General features: G+C 29.2%; 16 protein-coding genes. 9 read left to right on the top strand and 7 right to left on the bottom strand.

The annotated features are described in order from the left end of the window. Window positions 1-81: 81 nt before the first annotated feature. The gene (locus ACX6CF_RS22650) at window positions 82-1,689 is read right to left on the bottom strand and encodes a response regulator transcription factor (RefSeq protein WP_458787653.1); all 1,608 of its coding nucleotides are present in this window, start codon (window positions 1,687-1,689) and stop codon (window positions 82-84) included. 11 nt (window positions 1,690-1,700) lie between these two features. After that, window positions 1,701-3,503, bottom strand: a complete 1,803-nt coding sequence (locus ACX6CF_RS22655; protein ID WP_458787654.1) for a sensor histidine kinase — start codon at window positions 3,501-3,503, stop codon at window positions 1,701-1,703. A 626-nt stretch (window positions 3,504-4,129) separates the two neighbouring features. On the opposite strand from ACX6CF_RS22655, the gene ACX6CF_RS22660 reads away from it, so the two are divergent. The 6 genes from ACX6CF_RS22660 to ACX6CF_RS22685 all read left to right on the top strand — a co-directional run bounded on the left by ACX6CF_RS22660 (window position 4,130) and on the right by ACX6CF_RS22685 (window position 11,666). After that, window positions 4,130-5,395 (top strand): helix-turn-helix domain-containing protein, encoded by a 1,266-nt coding sequence (locus ACX6CF_RS22660; protein ID WP_458787655.1) that lies wholly within the window; start codon window positions 4,130-4,132, stop codon window positions 5,393-5,395. Window positions 5,396-5,436: 41 nt separating this feature from the next. Beyond that, window positions 5,437-6,078, top strand: coding sequence for a cobalamin B12-binding domain-containing protein (locus ACX6CF_RS22665; protein WP_458787656.1), 642 nt, complete (start codon window positions 5,437-5,439; stop codon window positions 6,076-6,078). A gap of 115 nt (window positions 6,079-6,193) precedes the next feature. Next, window positions 6,194-6,829 carry a corrinoid protein gene (locus ACX6CF_RS22670; protein ID WP_458787657.1) on the top strand — a complete coding sequence of 212 codons (636 nt, stop codon included), beginning with the start codon at window positions 6,194-6,196 and terminating at the stop codon, window positions 6,827-6,829. 26 nt (window positions 6,830-6,855) lie between these two features. Further along, complete coding sequence (locus ACX6CF_RS22675) at window positions 6,856-8,208, top strand: uroporphyrinogen decarboxylase family protein (RefSeq protein ID WP_458787658.1); 1,353 nt, start codon at window positions 6,856-6,858, stop codon at window positions 8,206-8,208. Window positions 8,209-8,365: 157 nt separating this feature from the next. After that, window positions 8,366-10,705 carry an ASKHA domain-containing protein gene (locus ACX6CF_RS22680; protein WP_458787659.1) on the top strand — a complete coding sequence of 780 codons (2,340 nt, stop codon included), beginning with the start codon at window positions 8,366-8,368 and terminating at the stop codon, window positions 10,703-10,705. 37 nt (window positions 10,706-10,742) lie between these two features. After that, window positions 10,743-11,666, top strand: a complete 924-nt coding sequence (locus ACX6CF_RS22685) for a GTP-binding protein (RefSeq protein ID WP_458787660.1) — start codon at window positions 10,743-10,745, stop codon at window positions 11,664-11,666. Between the two features lie 62 nt (window positions 11,667-11,728). On the opposite strand, the gene ACX6CF_RS22690 is transcribed toward ACX6CF_RS22685, so the two are convergent. The 4 genes from ACX6CF_RS22690 to dapF all read right to left on the bottom strand — a co-directional run bounded on the left by ACX6CF_RS22690 (window position 11,729) and on the right by dapF (window position 16,123). Next, window positions 11,729-12,496 carry a hypothetical protein gene (locus ACX6CF_RS22690; protein ID WP_458787661.1) on the bottom strand — a complete coding sequence of 256 codons (768 nt, stop codon included), beginning with the start codon at window positions 12,494-12,496 and terminating at the stop codon, window positions 11,729-11,731. A gap of 337 nt (window positions 12,497-12,833) precedes the next feature. Beyond that, window positions 12,834-13,598 (bottom strand): hypothetical protein, encoded by a 765-nt coding sequence (locus tag ACX6CF_RS22695; protein ID WP_458787662.1) that lies wholly within the window; start codon window positions 13,596-13,598, stop codon window positions 12,834-12,836. A gap of 426 nt (window positions 13,599-14,024) precedes the next feature. Beyond that, entirely contained in the window at window positions 14,025-15,260 is a 1,236-nt protein-coding gene (locus tag ACX6CF_RS22700) for an LL-diaminopimelate aminotransferase (RefSeq protein WP_458787663.1), read from the bottom strand. 29 nt (window positions 15,261-15,289) lie between these two features. After that, a complete protein-coding gene (gene dapF, locus ACX6CF_RS22705) occupies window positions 15,290-16,123 on the bottom strand; it encodes a diaminopimelate epimerase (protein WP_458787664.1) in 834 nt (277 codons plus the stop codon). Window positions 16,124-16,374: 251 nt separating this feature from the next. On the opposite strand from dapF, the gene ACX6CF_RS22710 reads away from it, so the two are divergent. Next, complete coding sequence (locus ACX6CF_RS22710; RefSeq protein ID WP_458787665.1) at window positions 16,375-16,896, top strand: peroxiredoxin; 522 nt, start codon at window positions 16,375-16,377, stop codon at window positions 16,894-16,896. Window positions 16,897-16,979: 83 nt separating this feature from the next. On the opposite strand, the gene yunB is transcribed toward ACX6CF_RS22710, so the two are convergent. Then, on the bottom strand, window positions 16,980-17,693 hold the full coding sequence (gene yunB, locus ACX6CF_RS22715) for a sporulation protein YunB (RefSeq protein ID WP_458787666.1): 714 nt from the start codon (window positions 17,691-17,693) through the stop codon (window positions 16,980-16,982). A gap of 250 nt (window positions 17,694-17,943) precedes the next feature. On the opposite strand from yunB, the gene ACX6CF_RS22720 reads away from it, so the two are divergent. Together ACX6CF_RS22720 and ACX6CF_RS22725 are read left to right on the top strand one after the other, a co-directional pair. Then, window positions 17,944-20,646, top strand: coding sequence for a transglycosylase domain-containing protein (locus tag ACX6CF_RS22720; RefSeq protein ID WP_458787667.1), 2,703 nt, complete (start codon window positions 17,944-17,946; stop codon window positions 20,644-20,646). A gap of 167 nt (window positions 20,647-20,813) precedes the next feature. Next, window positions 20,814-23,543, top strand: coding sequence for a transglycosylase domain-containing protein (locus tag ACX6CF_RS22725; protein ID WP_458787668.1), 2,730 nt, complete (start codon window positions 20,814-20,816; stop codon window positions 23,541-23,543). Window positions 23,544-23,563 lie beyond the last annotated feature (20 nt).

Below are 23,563 nucleotides of genomic sequence, written 5' to 3' on the forward strand. Positions count from 1 at the left end.
CATGCTGGGCACACCAAAAAAAGCAGAATAGATTACCTCACTAATCTACTCTGCTTTTATTAATTATATTTAGAACAATGACTAATCTATCCATTGTTTTTTGTTTCTATAAGCTAATGGTGTCATTTCTTTAACTTTTTTAAACACTCTAAAAAAATACTGTGAATCTTCAAATCCTACTTTTCTAGATATATCAACTACACTCTTGCTCGTATCCTTAAGAAGTTTACAAGCATAATTAATACGCATATCTGTAAGATATTTAACAACTGTTATACCTGTTTCTTTTTTAAAAAGAGTAGAAAAATAACTTGTATTCATATCAAATTTATATGCTAGGTCATTAACTGAAATTTGTTCTTGAAAGTGTTGTTCAATATACTGTATAGATAATTTCATCCTACTTTTATAATCTAAATCATTTACATTTCCCAAATTAAATATATCTAAAATAGTTGTATATAAATAGTTTATTATATCATTTATATTATCAAATTTATTTAAAATTTCTTCTGTCAATAGTAGTTTATTTAAAATATTAACAGTATCCATACTAATATTATTGCATACTTTAATGAGTATATTAATTATTTCAAACCACACTATACGAATATAAACTAATGGATTCTCTTTAATATGCTTCTGTGAAAATATATCACGCAAAATAACTTCTATCCCCTTCAAATCATACCGTTCAATACTTTTCTGCAATAGATTAAGATCATTAAATGGTAATAAAACTCCTGTATTATAAGATTGATTATCATGCTTATAAATTTTATTCTCACCATATATAATCCTTATGTTTAAAGTCTCTCTTGCATCTTTATAAAGTTTTGAACCAACAGTCTCTTCTACTCCACTTAAGCCTATTGTTACAGAAATATTGAGAAGTTTTATTGTTTTACTAAATGCTTCAATTAAGAATTTATCTACACTCATTCTTAGAATACTAGGGGAATCATGATAAAAGAGTATCAAAATCTGATTTCTATCTTTCAGATTATTTAGAATTTCTTTAGTACATTCTATTTCAATTTCATTACAAATATTAATAATGCTAAATTTTAAAATGTCTATATCTTGATATTTGAAATCAGATTGGTAATAACTCTTGCCATCAATGTTTATAATTGCAAGCATATATCTATTATTCTCACTATTACTCAATATTTTTTCATCTTTTAAGTTTTTATTCAGATCCTCTTTATCTACACAATGAAATATAGTATTTAGCTTCTGTTCCAATGTGAGTGTATCACAATATTTCTCTAAAACTAATTTTTTATTATTCATTATTTTTACATGCTTATCTTTATCTAACTCCATGTAAACCTTTGAAAGGGTTTTAGCAAATTCTTCATTACCTATAGGCTTAAGCAAATAGCCGTTTACGCCCATATTAATAGCTTGCTCCGCATATGTAAATTCAGCATATCCACTTATAATAATAAATCTTGTATTTCGACATATTTCTTTTGCCTTTTCTATAAATTCAATTCCATTCATATTAGACATTCTTATATCTGTAATAACAATATTAGGTTCTTTCTTTTTAAGCAAACAAAGAGCCTGTTCACCATCTTCAGCTTCAAAAAGTTCTGTAAAATTAAAATTATTATATTTTAATTTTGCTATAATACCTTGACGAATTAATTCTTCATCATCTACTATAAGTATACTATACATTGTTACACTCCTTAATATTGATTTATTGGTAACGTTATAATAACTTGTGTACCAAAATTTTGTTTGCTTTCTATGTTTAGTCCATATTCATTGCCACAAGATAATTGAATACGCTTGTTTACATTTTTAACCCCAATACTTTTTTTGTAACCACAATTTATAGCATCTTCGCGTTCATTAATATAACTATTTAATCTCTGAATCTGATCTTTAGACATACCATTACCATCGTCGATAACCTTTATATATAGTTTGTTGTTTTCTATATATGCTGATATTTCAAGACAACTATTACCCTTCTTATTTCGAAAACCATGAATAATTGCATTTTCCACTATTGGTTGTAATATAAATTTTAATATCTTTAATTGCTTAGTATAATTATCAATATTATAAAAAACTTCAAAACTATCTTTAAAACGTATTCTTTGTATATATATATAATTTTTTATATGTTTAATTTCATTGTCTAATGAAACATATTCACTACTATCTTTATTCACACTATATCTGAACATCTCACCTAACTTATGACTTATTTCACATATTTCATAACATTCATTAATTGCAGCTAATGAATTAATGGATTCAAGTGTATTATATAAGAAATGCGGATTTATTTGAAATTGAAGAGCATTTAACTCTGCCTCACGTCTTTCAAGCTTTTGAACATAGTTATTGTTTATTTGTTCTTCCAGCCTATAAACCATTTCGTTAAAATGCATATCTAAAATACTTATTTCATCATTTCCTTCAATTTTATTAGTAATATTAAGATCTCCATTTTCAACTTTTTCCATTTTTTTTATAATTAAACCAATTCTTCCAGAAAATTTCTTAGAAAATATAATAATTAAACTTGTCATTACAAAGATTAATATGATAAGATACGTCGCAATAGCTTTTCTAGTTTCAACTATATATTTACCTATTATATTATTATCAAATAGAAATATAACTTTCCAACCATATTTATTAATCGTTTTATAAAATAATAGTTTTTTTTCTCCTGCAAGTTCAATGTACTTATTACCTATTTCATTCTCTACTACTTCATAATTATTTTTCAATCCTATAATCGATAGATTTTTGTCTTTACTACCCCACACCACAGTTTCATTTTCATCAATTACATATATATTTTTTTCTGTTTCATCGTTAAAGCTATTTTTAATTCTAAAAAAATCATCTGTATTTATATCTAACTTTGTAAACCCTAATTTTTGTCCATAATTCGCATTATTCACTCCAATTATTTGTTTGTACAATGACAAAACATTTTCGTAATAATTGTTTATATTATAAAACAAATAGCCTTTTTTAATATCATTATGTATTTCAATATACCAATCTTCATCTTTCACTTTTTCTACATTAGTAAATTTTGATGAATATATAGGTAATTCCTCATCATAAAAATAAACCATTATATTACGAAGTTCTTCGATATTTTTTGTCCCAATTAATAATCCTACTTCATTAGATATTCTTTTACCAACATCGTATACTTCTGAATTAGTATAATTATTCTTATGTAATAATAAATCATTTATATTTTGATTTGAAGAAATATTATTAAGAAACGTCTGGTATAATTCTATCTTATAATTCAAATTCGAAACATACTGGCTTACAACTTGCTCATATGATTCATTTAATTTTTCACTATAGTATTTTTGAATTTTGTTATCAAATACAATACTAATAAAAAATAAAGGTATCGTACTAATCACTATACTAAAGACAATTAACTTAAAAGATATTTTTAAGTCAATATTAAATTTTCTTAATAATATAGATACTATATTTTTCATACTAAATCCCCCAAAAAATTAATTAACTCAACTTTCCTACTTCAATATTATATGCAAGTAAGCTAATCAAAAGGCTTTACAGAATAAAAATATAGATGTTTCTTCTATCTCTTTATTATGCGAACCAAACCTATAACCCTTAATTTACCTACATTTCTATTCTATTACTGTATTATTTGCGATAGAAGTATATCGCACCCAAACGTTAGATAAAAGTTGATAACTACTATTCAAAAATATTGGCTATTAGATTTTACTAAGTTTTTTATTAATATCAATACTAATATTAACATATCTTATATTCATTGAACACCTTACTCCCAAAAAAAGTACTAGTATCAAAGTACCAATTATGGTTAAAATCATCAAATCCTAATTTACGAACAACTATTCTTTAGGTGTTATATCCGCCATTCCTAATGAAGTATAATCTGTACTAACCCTATTCTAACTACTATATACGAGTACTATCGCTGTAATTTAAAAAACACACAAATTATAATCCTACAGATTATAGATGAACAAAATAATCCAAAAAAAGAAAAAATTATACAACTAATAATTATCAAACTATGATAATATATATATATATTTCAAACATAAACTATAGACGTTAGGTGATAATTATGCTAGATTTTTTTCAAAACGATGAGTTAGCTATTATAAAAAAAAACATGGAACTATTTTACAAGATAACCGAAGTAAATTGTATGCTTATAGATGACACTGGCAATACAGCATTCTCTCAAGGAGAAATGTTTAATTATTGTACTAAATTCATGGAACTGACAGGTGATAAATCACCTTGTTGCGGTGCTCATTTATATGCTAGTAAGCAATCAGAATCATTAGGGGAATCGTATATATTCTTCTGCCCTGGTGGATTAGTGCATATCACTTGCGCAATTGTTATTGGAAATGTTTTTCGTGGAGCCCTAGTTGCTGGACCTATACAAATGAACATTACTGACCCATATGTAATTGACAACTTAATAAAAGTCTATAATATTCCTATATCATCAAGAGGAATATTACAAGCATATTATAAGATAATACCTATAATAGCTCCTGAAAAAGTAAGATATTTAGCTAACCTACTATCTATCATTACAAAGGATATTGTAGGAGATCAGAAGTATGAATTGAAAAAGAAGAAAGATTTTTATTTGGAGCAAAAAATAATAAATGAGAATATTCAAGAAATAAAAGAGGAAAATAATTTCACAAGTAAAACATATCCTATTGAACTTGAAAGAGAACTGAGTGGAAAAGTAAGAAGAGGTGACCTAGACGGTGCCAAAGCTATACTTAATGAGATTCTTGGATATATATTATTCAAGCATAGCGGTAATAATGATAAGGTTATTTCTTTTATTATAGAGTTAGTCGTTGTTATGTCAAGAGCTGCTGTTGAAGGTGGCGGTAACTTTGAAGAAATATTTGAACAAAATATTAAGTTCTATAAAACAGCTTTTAGTATTCATAATATAGAAGAACTATGTGTATGGATAGTTAAAGTTTTAGAAAAATTTACGGAACTTGCATTTAAATTAAATAAAGATAATGTTGAAAATACAAATGTAATAAAAAAAGCTTTACAATACATTAATAATAATTTCAATAAAAATATTTCCTTAGATGAAGTAGCAAAACATGTTAATCTGAGTCCAACTTATTTTAGTAGATTTTTTAGTAAAGAAACTAATATGAAATTCTCTGAGTATCTAAATACAGTAAGAGTTGAAGAAAGCAAAAAATACCTGTTAGACCTAAAATACAGCATAAGTGATATAGCTGTCATGATGGGTTTTAGTGACCAAAGTTATTATACAAAGGTTTTTAAGAATTATGAGAACATCTCTCCTGGTAAATATAGAAAAATGTATAATTAATAATATGACAAATTATTTTACAATATTAAAAAGGTGATTATATGGATAATACTTTAAATGAAATTTCTAAATATGTACAAGAAGGACAATCAATAAAAGTCCGTAAATTAACCATTTCTGCATTAGATAAAGGTTATGATTATAAACAAATATTAGATACTCTAATTGACGCTATGGATATAATCGGAAAAAAATTCAAGAAGAACGAAGTATATGTTCCTGAAGTTCTTATAGCTTCAAGAGCTTTTAATATTGCTCTTGATATAATAAGTCCTCTGATAGACCCTAATATCACTAACTATCAAGGTAAAGTAGTTATTGGTACAGTTCAAGGTGATCTACATGATATTGGAAAGAACCTTGTCAAGATGATGTTAGTCGGAATGGGCTTTGAAGTTATAGACTTGGGTGTTGATATATCTTCGACTGAATTTGTAGATGCAGTCAAAAAACACAAACCTGACATTATAGCTATGTCCGCTCTACTTACAACTACCATGGTAACAATGAAAAATACAATCAAGTTATTAGAAGAAGAAGGTCTACGAGATAGTATTACAGTATTTATCGGGGGTGCTCCTATAACTTCTAATTATGCTAGAACAATAGGTGCTGACGTATATTCAACTGATGCAGCAAGCGCTGCTGAAGTAGCAAAAAACATTGTTTGTAAAAATATGTAATTTTGCTTATTAGATAAAATAGTACAAAATTAATTATTATATTTCTATAATTAATCTTAATTGTATACTAGAATAATTACATACTATTAAAATAAACTATAGGGAGTGCTGTCAAATGAACGAATTACTACAAACTATTTCAGAAAAACTACAAAAAGGTAAAATGCCCGAAGTAGTTTCACTAACCGAACAAGCTATTTCTGAAGGTCTTAATCCAGCCGATATACTTAATGGATTACTTGATGGAATGGGAGTTATCGGTGAAAAATTCAAAAAAAATGAAGTATTCGTACCAGAAGTATTAATAGCTGCTAGAGCTATGAATGCTGGCCTTGATGTTATCAAACCTTTATTAGAAGAACAAGGAATAGAACCTGTAGGTAAAGTTATTATCGGAACTGTAAAAGGTGACTTACATGATATTGGAAAGAATCTTGTAAGAATGATGATGGTTGGTGCTGGTCTTGAAGTAATTGACCTTGGTGTTGATGTTTCTCCTGAAAAATATATCGCAGCTGTAGAAGAAAATAATCCAGATATTATAGCTATGTCTGCTCTACTTACTACTACAATGCCTAATATGAAAGCTGTTATTGATGCTTTAGAAGAAAAAGGATTAAGAGATAAAGTAAAAGTTATGATTGGTGGAGCACCTGTCACTGATAACTTCGCAGAAGAAATTGGTGCTGACCGTTATACTGTAGATGCCGCATCAGCTGCAGAAGTAGCCAAAGAACTTATATTAAACTAAAACTTAAGAGAGGTTAGGGTGTTAACATGACTGGAAAAGAACGTGTACTTAACATAATAGAACATAAATCCACAGATAAAATACCTTGGGTCCCATTTGTAGGAGTTCATGCAGGTTCAATCAAAGGCTATACAGCAGAAGAGGTATTAAAAAATTCAGATAAATTATATGAATCTTTAATGGAAGCCCATAGATTATACCAACCAGATGGCCTACCTGTAATTTTTGATTTACAAGTAGAAGCCGAAATACTTGGTTGTGAACTTGTATGGTCTGACGATTGTCCACCATCTGTAAAAACACATCCATGTGAAGATGAAGCAAAAATTCCATGTAAATGTAAGCTACCTACAAAAGAAAGTGGTAGAATTCCTCTTATTCTTGATGTTATGCATAGAATGAAAAAATCAGTTGGTGATACCACTGCATTATATGGTCTTATCTGTGGTCCGTTTACACTTGCATCACATTTAAGAGGAAATAATCTCTTTATGGATATGATATTAGATGAAAACTATGTGAAACAGTTAATGGAATACTGTACAGAAGTATCACTTAAAATGATTGATTTCTATACTGAAGCCGGTATGGATATAATCGCTGTAGTTGATCCATTAGTTTCTCAAATATCACCTGATCATTTTTCTGCTTTATGTCATGATTCATTTAGTACAATCTTCGACTATATAAAAGTTAAAAATGCCAAATCTTCTTTCTTTGTGTGTGGTAATGCTACACGACAAATAGATGTAATGTGTAAAACTAATCCTGATTCTATCTCTATAGATGAAAATGTTGATATAAAATCAGCTAAAGAGTTAACAGATAAATATAACATAACTATTGGTGGTAATGTTCCATTGACAACTTTGATGTTACATGGAACTCAACAGGATAATATGAAATATGTTGTTAATATGATAGATACTCTAACACATGATAATTTAATCATTTCTCCTGGTTGTGATATGCCTTATGCTGTACCTGCAGAAAATACAATAGCTATAGGACAAACGATTAAAGATACTGATACAATTCGTGAAATGGTTAAGAATTATGAATCAAAGGATGAGGATATTGATGTTGATATACCTGATTATAAGAATTTAGAAAAACCATTTGTTGAAGTATTTACTCTAGATTCATCATCATGTGCAGCTTGTACTTATATGATGGATGCCGCCAATGTTGCTAAAGAGCATTTTGGTGATAAAATTGATTTAATTGAATACAAATATACCGAAAAAATTAATATCGCTAGATGTAAGAAAATGGGAGTTAAGAACTTGCCTTCTATCTATATTAACGGTGAACTTAAATGGTCTTCCATTATACCTAGCAAAGAAGAATTATTCAATGTTATAGAATCATATTTATAGAATCCTTGAGAGTTAAAATACAAACAGTTATAATATATAATTATAATGGTATTTTAACTCTTTAACTTTATAACTTCAATAAAAATGTAAGCATGATTCGCTTACAATAAATAGGTAAATATATTGAAATTACTTCAATATATTTGGGGGTAATCAAATGGAAATGGAATTTAGTAAGATATTGAATAAGAAGGAAGTGCTTAATACTATGCAGTGCTATGAAGATAGTACTAATTATAGTGAGTACTGTAAAGTATATAAAGAAGTAGTTGAATTTTCAGTTAAGCACATTATACCAAAAGGATACTATATTATAGTTGATAATGATAATTATATTGATAATAATTGTGAGCAAGTGATTTTTTGTTTAGTTACATTAGGTGGTTTTATTGATAAAGAGATAAAGCGTTATTTTGATAACAATGATTATCTAAAAGGTATGATGTTAAATACTATAGGCGATCAAATGTTATTTGACATCAGTAATTCTCTATTCAAATTATTACAAAAAGAACAAAGTGATAATGGTATTAATTTAACATCTAGAATAGAGCCTGGCTCTAGTGAATCAAGTATCAAATTCCAAAAAACAATTCTAGAGAAGATTAATGAAAAAGATACAACTGATATCACTATAACATCAGGATATATGTTCTCTCCTACTAAAACTTTGTCTTATTATTACGGAGCTTCAGCAAATATTCCTCCAACAACGGTAGATCATGATTGCAGTAAATGCAGTAATTTAACTTGTCCTTTCAGAAAATATAATCTATTTATAAAACAAGGAAACGAGTCACATAGATTTCAAGTTAAAAAAGGTGAAAATCTATTAAATGTTATAAGACAATATAACTTACCTATTGAGGCATATTGCGGTGGCAAAAAAGCATGTGGTAAATGTAAAGTAAAGCTTCTAAAAGGTAATATTGAATTATCCCAAGAAGAAAAAAAATTCCTTACCACTGGTGAAATTGAAGACGGAATAATTCTATCTTGCTTCCATAATATTGATAATGACTTGACTATAGAATTAAGCGAAGAAGCGTCTACTTCTAAGATTCAAACTGACTATAAAATAGATAATAGTAACAATCCAAAATATAAATTGCTTAAGATTAACGGTATAATTGAAAGCCCAGATGATAATAAAAGTGCTGTAGAATTAATTAATGAGAAATCAGGATCAGATTATATATATTCTCTAAAAGCAGTAAAAGAGCTCTCTAATCTTGATAATTTCAAAAAAGATATTTACCTATTATCTAAGAATACTAAAGAAATCCTTAGAGCTGATTCTAATGAAATAACCGCATTTGGTGTGGGAATTGATATTGGTACGACTACTGTCGTAATAACTCTTATTGATTTATTGAATAGTAAAGAAGTGGGTATATATAAAAATGTTAATCCTCAAAAATCATATGGAGCAGACGTAATTAGTAGAATTAACTATGCTATAAAGGATAAAAAAAATGTTCAAACAAAATTAATATGTGATGAAATCAGTTTAGGAATAAGAACTATTCTTGATAAATATGACTTGAATCCAAAAAACATCGTAGAAATAACTATAAGCGGAAATACAACAATGCAATATCTATTAGCAGGTATTAACCCTTATAAATTATCCATTAGCCCTTTTACAACAATTGATTTATCTCTAAATGAATACTTGTATAGCCAAATATTCGATGATAATCTACTTGATTGTAATGTTACTCTATTACCTGGAGTTTCAGCTTACATTGGTTCAGATATAACAGCAGGTTTTTATTATAGTGATCTTCTTAACCAAGAAGGTAATATTCTTTTTATTGATATAGGTACCAATGGTGAGATAGCTCTAAAAACCAAGGATGATACTATTATCTGTGCTGCAACTGCAGCAGGACCTGCTTTTGAAGGTGCTAATATCAAGTGTGGAATGGGAAGTATTGATGGAGCTATATGTAACATAAGCATGGTTGATGATAAATTCAAATATGATGTTATTGGCAATAGTACTCCAAAAGGTATCTGTGGTTCTGCTCTTGTAGATATAACAGCTGAATTGCTTAATACCGCAGTAATAGATAATACTGGTAAATTAAATGTTGATAAAGTTATATTGTACCAAGATGACCAATCGGAAATAGGATTATATCAAGAAGATATCAGACAGTTGCAACTTGCCAAATCTGCCATTTCAGCTGGAATTAGTGTATTGATAGATGAGGCTGATATATCTTTTAATGATGTTGATAAAGTCTATCTAGCTGGAGGTTTTGGTAGCAATCTCAATATAACTAACGCTATAACTATAGGTCTAATTCAGAAAGAACTAAAAGATAAAGTTGAAATTCTAGGAAATAGTTCATTAGGTGGTTGCGTTAAGTATCTCCTAGATGATAATAGTTCTAATAATTTTGATGAAATAAAATCAAAATGTAAATATATAGAGTTGTCAACTAGTATGAAATTTAATGAAGAATATATTATGAGCATGTATTTCTGATATAATAATAACTTCCACTTATAAAGGAATGATATTAATGACAAGAATTTATCTAATAACAGGTTTTTTAGGTTCAGGCAAAACAAGTTTCCTTCAAAATATTTTAGATAGTGAAAAAACTAAATCAGGTGTATTAATGAATGAATTTGGTTCTATCAGCATAGATAGTTCTGTAATAGGCAGACAAGCTATGGATATGATAGAGCTTACTAACGGCTCAATATTTTGTAGTTGTCTAAAAGATAATTTCATTGAAAGTCTTAGAATTCTATTGTTAAAAAATCTAGACAGTATTTATATTGAGAGCTCTGGATTAGCTGATCCAGCCAATATGTTAGCTATCATCGATCTATTAAAAAAGCAATGTAAAATTGATTTTAATTATGAAGGCTCTATTTGCATTGTTGATGGATTACATTTCATGAAAGAAATTGATATGATGGTTAGCGTTGAAAATCAAATCAGACATAGTAAAATCATATTGATTAACAAAATGGATTTGATAAGTTCTAAGACAGCAAAAGAAATTAAAGATAAGATACGTTCAATTAATGATAAAGCTTTAATCTATGAAATTACTCATGGTAAAATTGATTTTGAATTACTTAAGTTTTCTAATGTAATCAATACTCGAATAGGCGAAACTTCCAATACAACTGAGAACAGACCTAAGACAATAATCATAAAATTGACAGATACCAATGTGGAACTAGAAGATATCATCACTGCTCTTAATACTTTAAAAGAATTCTGTTACCGTATTAAAGGATTTGTAACTGTTAAAGATATTACTTATAAGATTGATACGGTAAATGAAAAATTAGATGTTATTCAATATGAATCAAAGGGGTTAAATGACCAGACATTAGTTTTCATATCAAAAATTGGTGTTGGTATTATTTCTAAGATACTGGCATCTACTAAAGAAACTCTAAAAGATAAGATTGAGATTGTTTCTTAAGAATAATAGGCGTTCCATAATGGAACGCCTAAAACCTAAGTGGAAATAGGTTAAGGAACGTCTTAGAATGGATTAGTATAGATATAATTATCTCCAAAATTATTATCCCAATATGTTTGTCCATTAATTTCACATTTGAGTACATATTCATAGACCTCAGCATCTTCATTAATGTCAAATGTCCATGACTCCATATCATTATATCGTTGATAAGAACTCTTATATGCTCTAACCTCTTTATATGTTTCCCAACTATCTGTTGTATATCTTACTGTTACAATTTTGTTAGGATCATAATCCTTAATCATCACATCTCCATGAAATATGTTATTGACATCTTTATAACTTGATCCAGCTAATAACTTGCATTTACCTAATACAATACCTTGACAATGCTCAAAATTAGATGTATTTATTGAGTAATTTTGTCCATTATTGTTATCCCAATATGTATTTCCATTTACTTCATATTTAATTGCAAAAGACCAATTATATTTGTAATAGTGAAATCCATTCCATTTCATCATAGGAGTTTCAAAAGTATAGATATCATAACCATCATTAGCTTTTTTTAGATATGTTGCTGATACATCATTCCATGTATCCCCATCTGTAGTATAATGTACTACTACATTTTTATTTTCTCCTAAATCTTTCACTGCAATTTTTCCTGCAGCCCAATATCCTCCATTGCCATAATATCCTTCTACATTTGCATAATATAATTGTACATTATCATTGTCAGCTGCTTGAATGTTAAAACTAAATAGAGTCATTATCATACACATGCATAAACTAATACTCATTAATAATTTAACTGTTTTTTTCATAACTTTAACTCCCTTTCTATTTTATATTATTGTTACCGTTGTTATTATACCATTCTTTAGAATATTTACAATTGTTATGATAACATAATTTTCTATGTATTGGAGAATAATTTTAGTAAATAATATATTATATTATTATTAAATCTAAGTTTTATGTTGTAAAATCATCAAAAAAACATTACTTCATTATCTTAATATTTTATAACTAAGATTAATTTTAATTCTATATTAATATTTATATGCATTTATAAAAAGCTCAAAAATAATCAATATAATAGAGCGTCCCTTTTAGGAACGCTCCTCATAGTAAACTTTATTTCTAATTATTATAAGATAATTATCTAGTATAAACATAATTATTATCAAAGTTATTATCCCAGAAAGTATGTCCATCAACTTCACACTTAATAGCATATTCATATTTATTAGCTCTTTCAGGAATTCTGAATATCCATGTCTCCAAATTTTTATATGGTTTATACAATGGATGTTTGTAAGCTTTGATATCTTTATATGTTTTCCAATTATCAGTTGTATATCTTACTGTTATCTTTTTATCAGGATTAAAATCTTGCATTACTATTGTTCCATTTAATCCACATCTATAATAGCATCTATCAACCAATAGTTGACACTTATTTAATCTATAGTCTTGCTTATTTGTTAAGTTAAGACCTTTATAAGAATAATTTTCTGAATTATTATTATCCCAATATGTTTGTCCATTCACTTCATATTTAATTGCGAATTTACAATTATATTTATAATAATACCTACTAGATGATTGCATAGGTGTCTCAAAAGTCCAGATTTCATAACCATCTGCAGAAGTCTTTAGATAACTAGCCGAGACATCTTTCCATGTATTATCATCATAAGTATAATGTACAACTACATTTTTCTGATATGCTAAATTCTTAACAGCAATTTTTCCTTTAATATTCCATCCCTGTAATACCCCATGGTCATAAACACTATTAACTTTTGCAAAATATAAATCTACATTATCATCGTCTGCTGCTTGAATGTTAAAACTAAAAAAACTCATCATCATTGCTAAACTTAAACATATGCTCATTAATAATTTAACTGCTTTTTTCATAATTACATCTCCTATTATTTATTTTATTATTCTTTTAAGCTATGTGTTATGTCTCACATCTGTTCAATAGCATTTTTATAATATGTAAGATCATATAAGATATTATAAATAGTATAAATCACCATTTCTATATTATGCTTTTGATATGTTTTAACTAATTATTAAGAGCATAATTAGTATCTTATAGTGTTTTAAATAATATATTCACCTCTTTTGTTTTATATTTTATATTATTTTTGCTATAAATAATATTATATCACTATTTTGAAATTTTTCAATTATTATTTTATTCAATATTGTATTTGTGAGTCAACATTTAATAATTAATATTGTAATTTATTAAATATATGTAATTAAAACAGGGGCATTCTTCAAGAGAAATGCCCCTATTATTATAATTAATTATTTAATTATATCCAATTCAAATTAAAAAACAAATTTCACATCAGATAAACGATTGTATATTTCATCAATTACTTTCTTCTCTTTTTCTTCTGTATCTGCTAAAAAAGTAACTGAAAATCTTACAAATGCACCTGCATCATCCCAAGGTACTGTAGAAATTAACTTTTCTCTTATTAAAAATTGTGAGAAATCTTCTGCTGAGTTAAAAATAATTCCACCTTTAACACCTTTAGGAACTTTCACATATAGATAGAAAGAACCTCTTGGTTTTTTTGCATTGAAACCTATCTTATTAAGAATTTCTACAAGCATATCATGCCTTCTGGAATATTTTGCTGCTGTCTTTTCTGTAATCTCTGGATGTTCTAGCGCATAGATTCCCGCTTTTTGAATAGCTTTGAACTGCCCTGAATCATTATTATCCTTTACTGCTGCAAAAGCGCTTACTACCTTTTCATTCCCAACTACAAAAGCAATTCTCCATCCAGTCATATTATATGCTTTAGATAATGAGTGAATTTCTACTCCTACCTCTTTGGCTCCCTCAACACTTAAGAAGCTAAATGGTTTATTTCCATCAAAAGTCAAAGCCGCATATGCCGCATCATGTACTACAATTAAATTATTTTCCTTTGCAAACTTAATAACTTTATTAAAAAATTCCTCAGTTGCAACTGCTCCTGTTGGATTATTAGGGTAATTAAGATATAGTAACTTAGCTCTTTTCAAAACGTTCTCAGGTATGGAACTTAAATCAGGTAAAAAGTCATTCTCTTGAAGCAGACTAAGATTAAACACTTCCCCACCAAGCCATTTTGTCATAGTTCCCATTATGGGATATCCTGGTACAGTCATCAATGTGACATCTCCTGGATTTATAAATGCTTGCGCCATCATAGCAAGTGCTGGTTTTGATCCTATAGCATGATTAACCTCTGTCTCACTGTTAATATCTTTTACTTTATAAACATCTTCTAAATACTTTGCAGCAGATGATTTAAATTCTGGAACACCATTATCAGCATAATTCCTATTTTCCCACTTGATAGCTTCTTCTGATAAGACCTTAACAACACCTTTATCTGCCATTGAATCCGGTTCGCCAACACCCATATCAATAATTTCCATATCTGGATGTTCGCTGATTGCTACCGCTTTAGCCCTTTTTATTTTTTCAAATTTGTAGATTACTGTACTTTTACCAAATTGATTTCCACCAATTCTATCTGCTATTAATTCTTGAATATAAGTCTCCATATAAGTTACCTCCCGTTTATTTATTATTACTATAGCAACCATTCTCCTTCAAATGCAGTTACTGCTTCACCTGACATAAAGATATGATTACTCTCTTTGTTCCATTCTATCAACAAATCTCCACCTATTAATTTAACAACAGCTTTTCTGCTAATTAAATTGTTAAGCACTGATGCTACTAGAGTAGCACAAGCTCCAGTTCCACAAGCTAAAGTTTCTCCAGAACCTCTTTCCCAAACACGCATCTTTATAGTACTATCATCTATTATTTCAGCAAATTCCACATTTACTTTTTTAGGGAATTTGTTATCTATTTCTACCAACTTACCTATTTTCTCTACTTCAAATCCATCTATATCATTTACATAAGTTATAGCATGAGGATTTCCCATAGACACACAAGTAAATTCATATGTTTTACCTAAAACATCTATTTTTTCTCCTATTACAGGATATTTATCACTAATTACTGGAATATCTTCAGACTTTAATATCGGTTCTCCCATATCAACTTTTGCGTATGTAACTCTTCCATCTACTACTGTCATATCAAGTATCTTAATACCCGCTAGTGTTTCTATAGTAATATCAGTTTTTTTAGTCATCTTATTATCATAAACATATTTGCCTACACATCTAATAGCATTTCCACACATCTCAGCTTCTGAACCATCTGCATTAAACATTCTCATCCTAAAATCAGCCTTTTCTGAAGGCAATATAAGTACTATTCCATCAGAACCTACACCAAAATTTCTATTACTCATTTTTATTGATAAATCAGCAGGATCACTTACTTCTACTTCAAAACCATTAATATAAATATAGTCGTTTCCGCACCCATGCATTTTAGTAAATTTCATAATAACACCTCGCTATATTTTATTTTATATCATTTAATATGCTACTCTTTTCGCTAAAATATTACCCTCTTAAGATAGTGGTTCTAATTGCAAATACTATTTTATTATACCTAATTAAATCTAGAAAATCAAGGTTAAATAGCTTAATCTTATTGTTAGCTATCTAATCAATATATATTTAGAATAATAATAGGCTAAAAATCTAATACTTTTATAAAAGAATTAAATTATATTATTTTAGGAGGAATTTTATGGATAGAATAGTTGGTAAAAAAGCTCCATGTTTTGAAATGGCAACAGCTTTAGGTGATGGAAGTGATTTTGGTAAAATGAAATTAGAAGATTTCAAGGGTAAATGGTTAGTGCTATTTTTTTATCCTTTAGATTTTACTTTTGTTTGCCCCACAGAGATTACAGGTTATAGTAAGAAAATTGATGAATTCCGAAAATTTGGCACAGAAATTTTAGGTGTAAGTGTAGATAGTCAACATTCTCATCAAGCTTGGATTAAGGGTAATCTTGGTAAAATAAATTTTCCTATAGCTTCTGATATGACGAAATCAGTTTCAAAAGATTATGGTGTATTACTTGAAGATGAAGGCATAGCCTTGAGAGGTCTATTTATTATTGATCCAGAAGGTGTCGTAAAATACAGTGTTATACATGACCTGAATGTGGGACGTTCTGTAGATGAAACACTACGAGTCTTGCAAGCATTACAAGCCGGTGGCTTATGTCCCATAGATTGGGCTCCTGGAGAAGATATGCTATAAGACATAATATTAATATATTAATAAGCTGTAAATAATCCATTGAATTAATTTAACTCAAGTATTATTACAGCTTATATTATTGTTTAATTCTTATTGAATTCTCCAGGAGCTACATCCAAAATATTATTATCAGGTACATTTACATAATTAGGAGGTACTGTTCCGCTTAAGATTCTATCCACTAGAGTTACCTGCTGACATACCGTTACTTTTTCAGATGCAAGAGGAACAACAACTTGCATAGTGGTTTCTATGTTCAACCATACTCTATGATTTATTTGATTGATTCCTGTAGATCGAAATTCTCTATCATAATTAATAGTGGCTGTACCAAAAGGAAGTATTTCCACCTCTATATTAGGACCTGTATTAGCAAATATATTAGAACCAATCAGATTACCCGATGGTATAGGTATTGTTTCATCTGAATATCTATCAACTTCTTCAGCTATCTTATTGATAACATCAGCACATATTTCATTTATAGTTATAGTATCAACACTGCATGAGACAATCTCCCCTTCTTCATTATAGAAATATGTAACTAATTCATCAGTATTTATTTGTTTTTCTGCCAAAGTTTTTCTAACTGCATCATTTATGGACTGTGTAGCTATTGTTTTGATCTTCAACTGTGACATAGCTACTACTATAGGTAAGATCTGCTTATCTAAATATGTATATACAAATATAAAACTAAGACTTAACACTGCTATAAGAATAAATACATATGCACCAAATCTCTTTTTCTTACTTCTACTCTTTCTCGGTTTTCTACCTTTTATATTCCTTCTCATATCTCCTCCTATGTCTATTGTTTCTAATAGCATTTCTTAATCCTTATATAAAGTATATGATATGTAATAAAATTTTGTGTATGTCTACAATAGATATATGATTTAATAAAGCCTTTGCAGAATAATTACAAACACAATACAATTTATGAATAATCTGTTAATAATTATTAAATTTATGCCAAAATATATATTTTGCTTTCTATATCTATATATATTTGATATAATATCATCTGTATGAAGGAGGAAAATTATGAATTTTAGTAAGGATTCCAACAAAAAAAAGAAAAAAGAGCTTGATTCTAAGTCAAGTAAAGCAACCAAAAGTGTAAGCACATCTTTTATTAAGATTATTGTATTTGCATTTTTGTTACTAATCATTGTAGGTGTTTGTGCTGGTTTAGGGTTTATTAAGTCCATCATAGACTCTGCTCCTGATATTAATGTAGAAGACATTGTTCCAAAAGGATACACTTCATTTATATATGATCAAGATGGTAATGAAATTGTTCAATTGCATGGATCTAATGCTAATAGAATATTTGTAGAGCTTGATGAAATACCTACTTATCTTCAAGACTCATTTATCGCTATAGAAGATGAACGTTTTTGGGAACATAATGGAATTGATGTAAAAGGTATTTTTAGAGCTATTTTTACTAATTTAAAAGAAAAAAGTTTCAGTGAAGGTGCCAGCACTATCACTCAACAGCTTATTAAAAATAATATATTATCAACAGAAACAACACTTCAAAGAAAAATACAAGAACAATATTTGGCAGTAGAGCTAGAAAAGAAATCAGATAAAAAAACAATATTAGAAAATTATCTAAACACAGTAGCTCTTGGAAGAGGAACTAATGGTGTACAAGCTGCTGCTAATAAATATTTTAATAAGGGTGTAAGTGAATTAACTATTGCAGAATCAGCAGTCATTGCTTCAATAACTAAGAACCCTAGTTTTTATGACCCTGTTACTTATCCTGAGAATAATAAAAGAAGACAAACAAGAATTCTTAAAAAACTTATAGAGCAGGAAAAAATAACTCAAGCTCAATATGATGAAGCACTAAAAGAAGATGTTTATAACAATATTCAAATAGTAAATAAAACTTATGCAGGCAATTCAAGTTATTCTTATTACGTTGATGAAGTTATTTCAAGAGTAAAAAATGACCTTATGATTAAAAAAGGATATACTGAAACTCAGGCATTTAACTTAATCTATCGTGGTGGCCTAAGCATTTATATTAATCAAGACACTGACATACAGAAAATTGTAGATGCCACTTACACTAATGAAGACTTTTTCCCTAAAAAAAATGTTGATTACAGTGTTATTCTAGAATATTCAGTAACCGTAAAAGATAAAGATGGTAACAAAAAAGAGATTAATAAGAACAAACCCTTTGAAACAGACCAAGAAGCTAATGATTATATTGAACAATTAAAGAAAGAATTAACTGGTGAAGGCTATGAAATAGTTGCTGAAAGACCTACATATATACCACAACCTCAATCAGCAATGGTAATCATTGATCAACACACAGGTTATGTTAAAGCTCTTTCAGGTGGTAGAGGTGAAAAAGTAGGAAACCTAACATTTAACCGTGCTACTACTTCCACTCGTTCCCCAGGTTCAACATTTAAAATACTTGCAGCTTATTTACCTGCTATTGATACAGCTGGTTATACATTAGCTACAGTCATTGATGATGTCCCTACTCAATTTCCAAATGAACCTAAGGGTTGGCCTAAGAACTATGACTATAAGTTTAGAGGTCTTACAACTGTTAGAGAAGGTATTAGATATTCAATGAATATATTAGCTGTAAAAACCTTGAATGATATAGGTGTTCAAACAGGATTTGACTACTTACTGAATTTAGGCTTTACAACATTGGTTGAAAAGAAAATGGTCAATGGTAAACCTTTTACTGATAAAGGTCTATCCCTTACACTTGGTGGTTTAACAAATGGTGTTACTGTATTAGAACTTACTGGTGGATATGCCGCAATTGCCAATAATGGTGTATATATAGAACCTACATTCTATTCAAGAGTACTTGACCATGATGGTAAACTACTTATGCAAAAAGAACCAGTAACAAGGACTGTAATGAAAGAAACTACTGCATACTTGTTAACAGATGCTATGGTAGATGTAGTAAATAATGGTACTGGTAAAAAAGTTTGGTTTTCCGGTATGCCAATTGCAGGTAAAACAGGTACATCTACAGGTGACAAAGACTTAGTATTTGCTGGATTCACTCCATATTATACAGCTGTTGTTTGGAAAGGCTATGATATTCAAAAAGAGCAACGATATTTAAATTATCACAAAAAAATATGGAAAGAAATAATGCAGAAAGTACATGAAGGACTTCCTAGAAAAGAATTTGATAAACCTTCAGGTATTGTAGCTAAAAAGATATGTACAGAATCAGGTAAATTAGCTGTTCCTGGATTATGTGATAAGGATCCAAGAGGTTCTACTGTGAGAACTGAATATTTTGCTAAAGGAACGGAACCGACCGAACCATGTGATGTTCATATAAAAGCGACAATATGTAAAGATTCTGGATTATTCGCAACAGAATTCTGTCCGGAATCAAGCAAAGAAGAAAAAATATTTATTCAACGACTTGTTCCATTCGTACCAGAAGAATGGGATCCAAGAAGACCACCGACAATTCAAGACCATCAATATGAACTTCCACCTTCTATGATTGGTGAATATTGTAATATTCATGGTCCAGAACCAGAAGTACCAGACATACCAGACGTACCAGAAATCAATTTACCAACAGATTATATTAACCCTAACGGCAACAATAATGGTAATAATAACGATAATAATAATGTTAACCCTGATTTATTTACACCATTTGTACCTAATGATCACAAGAAAGAACCAAATACCAACAACACCCCAGGTACAAATACAAATCCATAATTTCAAAAAGAGAAACCTCCTAATAGGGGTTTCTCTTTTTATTACCCACTACATAAAAAATCTGTAAATTTCCCCCTAAATTGTGAATAATAGACTTCAAAAAAAGACATCCTTTTATTATAAGAATAATTCTCGGAAACAGTCAATGCATTATAAGGAGCTATTATATGAATTATGGCAATCATTCAAAAAGCAAACGGGAAAAAGAACTAGAATCAAAATCAAACAAAGTAAAAAAATCCATCAGTACATCATTCGTGCGAATAATTGTATTTACACTTCTAATTACCTTGGGACTCATTATAATAGGCGGATTAGGAATGACTAAAGCAATTATTGATGCTGCACCAAAAATAGATTATGATAAAGATATTATGCCAAAAAGATATAAAACTTTTATCTATGATCAACGTGGAAATGAAATCACTACACTTCATGGAACTGATGCAAACAGGATATATGCATCTATAGACCAAATTCCCAAACATCTTCAAGATGCTTTCATTGCAATTGAAGACGAACGTTTCTACGAACATCAAGGTATTGATTTGAAAGGAATATTAAGAGCTATAATAAATAATATAAAATCGAAAGATTTAACGGGAGAAGGCGCTAGTACAATAACTCAGCAAGTCATCAAAAATAATGTTCTATCGGCTACACAGACATTTGAAAGAAAAATTCAAGAGCAATATCTTGCTATTGAACTTGAAAAAAGAGTTGATAAAGATATCATCTTAGAAAGTTATTTGAACACGGTTGCTCTTGGACGTGGCACTAATGGAGTTCAAGCAGCTTCTAATAGATATTTTAACAAAGATGTAGCAGACCTTACATTATCAGAATCTGCTGTCATGGCAAGTATAACTAAGTACCCTACTAGATATGACCCTATTTCTAATCCTGAAAATAATCAGGCACGTCAACTTATAGTTTTAAAAAAAATGCTTGAACAAGGTACAATTACTAATCAAGAATATCAACAGGCTAAAGACGAAGATGTATACTCTAAAATAGAATTCAATAATAAAAGTAATAATAGCAATTCAAATTATTCTTATTTTGTAGATGAAGTTATTCTACGTGTGAAAGATGACTTAGTAGTTAAGAGAGGTTATACAGAAAAACAAGCATATGACCTTATATACTCAGGTGGTCTTAATGTATATATAACTCAAGATATTAATATGCAAAATATAGTGGATAAAGAATTCCTTGATGAATCCAACTATCCTCCTAAAAAAGAAGATTACTCTGTTAAGATAATGTATAGTCTCTCGGTTAATAAAAAAGATACTGGCACTAAACACTTCTATAAAGAAAAAGAATTCAGGACAGATCAAGAAGCAAAAGCATATGTGGAAGAATTAAAAACATCATGGATTTCAGATGGAGATGAAGTGATATCTGAATCAAGTATACTAGTACCACAACCACAAACAGCAATGGTGATACTTGATTATCACACTGGACATGTAAAAGCTATAGCAGGCGGTCGTGGTGAAAAAGTCGGTAACCAATTATTAAATAGAGCTACCCAGACCTATCGTCATCCTGGTTCAACATTTAAAATATTAGCTGCATACCTCCCTGCGGTTGATACCGGGAAATATACATTAGCAACTGTACTGGATGATGTCCCTTTCTCATACTCTGTTTCAAAAAATTCTAAGCCATGGGAAGTACACAATTGGTATGATGGAAATGAATACAAATATAATTACAAAGGATTATCAACTGTCAGAGATAGCATAACATACTCTATCAACATTCATGCAGTAAAAACATTGATGGATATAGGAATAGATACAAGTTTTAATTATCTATTAAATCTAGGATTTACCTCATTAGTAGAAAAGGAAACAATAAATGGCAAGATATACTCTGATAAGAATTATTCTTTGGCACTGGGAGGCGTTACTAAAGGTGTCAGCTTATTAGAACTAACTACAGCATATGGTTCAATAGCCAATAACGGTGAATATGTTAAACCTATCTTCTATACAAAAGTACTAGACCATGACAATAATATAATTCTTAATAATGATCAACCCAAGCCTGTTAGGGTAATGAAAGAAACTACAGCCTTTTTATTGACTGATGCCATGACAGATGTAGTAAAAAAAGGTACAGGAACTATTGTAAAATTCAATAGCGTAAGTATGCCGATTGCTGGTAAGACTGGAACTTCTTCTGAGAAAAAAGATCTTGTTTTTACAGGATATACTCCTTATTATGTTGCAAGCATATGGCAAGGATATGACACACCCAAAGAACAAGTCTATAACAGAAGCTATCACAAGATACTCTGGAGGAAGATTATGGAGGAGGTTCATAAAGGGCTACCTAGAAAAGAATTCTACAAACCTGATAATATTGTAACTGCTAAAATATGCACAGAATCTGGTAAATTGGCCAAGTTAGGACTATGTAATAAAGATCCTCGTGGTTCAACAATAATAACTGAGTACTTTGAAAAAGGTACCGTTCCAACTGAAACTTGTGACGTTCATGTGAAACAAACTATTTGTTCTGCTTCTGGACTTCTCGCTAATAAATACTGTCCAAGGAGTACTAAATATTCAAAAGTATTCATTACAAGACCAGAACCTCTTGTTCCTTCCAATTGGGACCCGAAGAATCCTCCACGGATACAAGATAGGAAATATGAATTAATGTACAACCGTATTGGAGAATACTGCAACGTTCATGGACCTCATGTTAAAAAACCAGAAATCAAGTTACCTACAGATTATATGGATATAGATTCACATGGAAATGAAGATGCAGAGTTTATTGCCCCCGAAGATAAACCAATCCTTAACGATAATGCAGATAAAAAACCTTATCTTGATGATGATTACTATTCTCCACCACCATTTATATATCAAGAATAAAAAAATATGGAGCTAACTTA

This window comes from Vallitalea sediminicola (assembly GCF_054408565.1).

What these genes read in the sequence shown, in the direction of transcription:
- ACX6CF_RS22650 (WP_458787653.1), bottom strand. Translation starts at nt 1,689, where the DNA reads ATGTATAGTATACTTATAGTAGATGATGAAGAATTAATTCGTCAAGGT.
- ACX6CF_RS22655 (WP_458787654.1), bottom strand. Translation starts at nt 3,503, where the DNA reads ATGAAAAATATAGTATCTATATTATTAAGAAAATTTAATATTGACTTA.
- ACX6CF_RS22660 (WP_458787655.1), top strand. Translation starts at nt 4,130, where the DNA reads ATGCTAGATTTTTTTCAAAACGATGAGTTAGCTATTATAAAAAAAAAC.
- ACX6CF_RS22665 (WP_458787656.1), top strand. Translation starts at nt 5,437, where the DNA reads ATGGATAATACTTTAAATGAAATTTCTAAATATGTACAAGAAGGACAA.
- ACX6CF_RS22670 (WP_458787657.1), top strand. Translation starts at nt 6,194, where the DNA reads ATGAACGAATTACTACAAACTATTTCAGAAAAACTACAAAAAGGTAAA.
- ACX6CF_RS22675 (WP_458787658.1), top strand. Translation starts at nt 6,856, where the DNA reads ATGACTGGAAAAGAACGTGTACTTAACATAATAGAACATAAATCCACA.
- ACX6CF_RS22680 (WP_458787659.1), top strand. Translation starts at nt 8,366, where the DNA reads ATGGAAATGGAATTTAGTAAGATATTGAATAAGAAGGAAGTGCTTAAT.
- ACX6CF_RS22685 (WP_458787660.1), top strand. Translation starts at nt 10,743, where the DNA reads ATGACAAGAATTTATCTAATAACAGGTTTTTTAGGTTCAGGCAAAACA.
- ACX6CF_RS22690 (WP_458787661.1), bottom strand. Translation starts at nt 12,496, where the DNA reads ATGAAAAAAACAGTTAAATTATTAATGAGTATTAGTTTATGCATGTGT.
- ACX6CF_RS22695 (WP_458787662.1), bottom strand. Translation starts at nt 13,598, where the DNA reads ATGAAAAAAGCAGTTAAATTATTAATGAGCATATGTTTAAGTTTAGCA.
- ACX6CF_RS22700 (WP_458787663.1), bottom strand. Translation starts at nt 15,260, where the DNA reads ATGGAGACTTATATTCAAGAATTAATAGCAGATAGAATTGGTGGAAAT.
- dapF (WP_458787664.1), bottom strand. Translation starts at nt 16,123, where the DNA reads ATGAAATTTACTAAAATGCATGGGTGCGGAAACGACTATATTTATATT.
- ACX6CF_RS22710 (WP_458787665.1), top strand. Translation starts at nt 16,375, where the DNA reads ATGGATAGAATAGTTGGTAAAAAAGCTCCATGTTTTGAAATGGCAACA.
- yunB (WP_458787666.1), bottom strand. Translation starts at nt 17,693, where the DNA reads ATGAGAAGGAATATAAAAGGTAGAAAACCGAGAAAGAGTAGAAGTAAG.
- ACX6CF_RS22720 (WP_458787667.1), top strand. Translation starts at nt 17,944, where the DNA reads ATGAATTTTAGTAAGGATTCCAACAAAAAAAAGAAAAAAGAGCTTGAT.
- ACX6CF_RS22725 (WP_458787668.1), top strand. Translation starts at nt 20,814, where the DNA reads ATGAATTATGGCAATCATTCAAAAAGCAAACGGGAAAAAGAACTAGAA.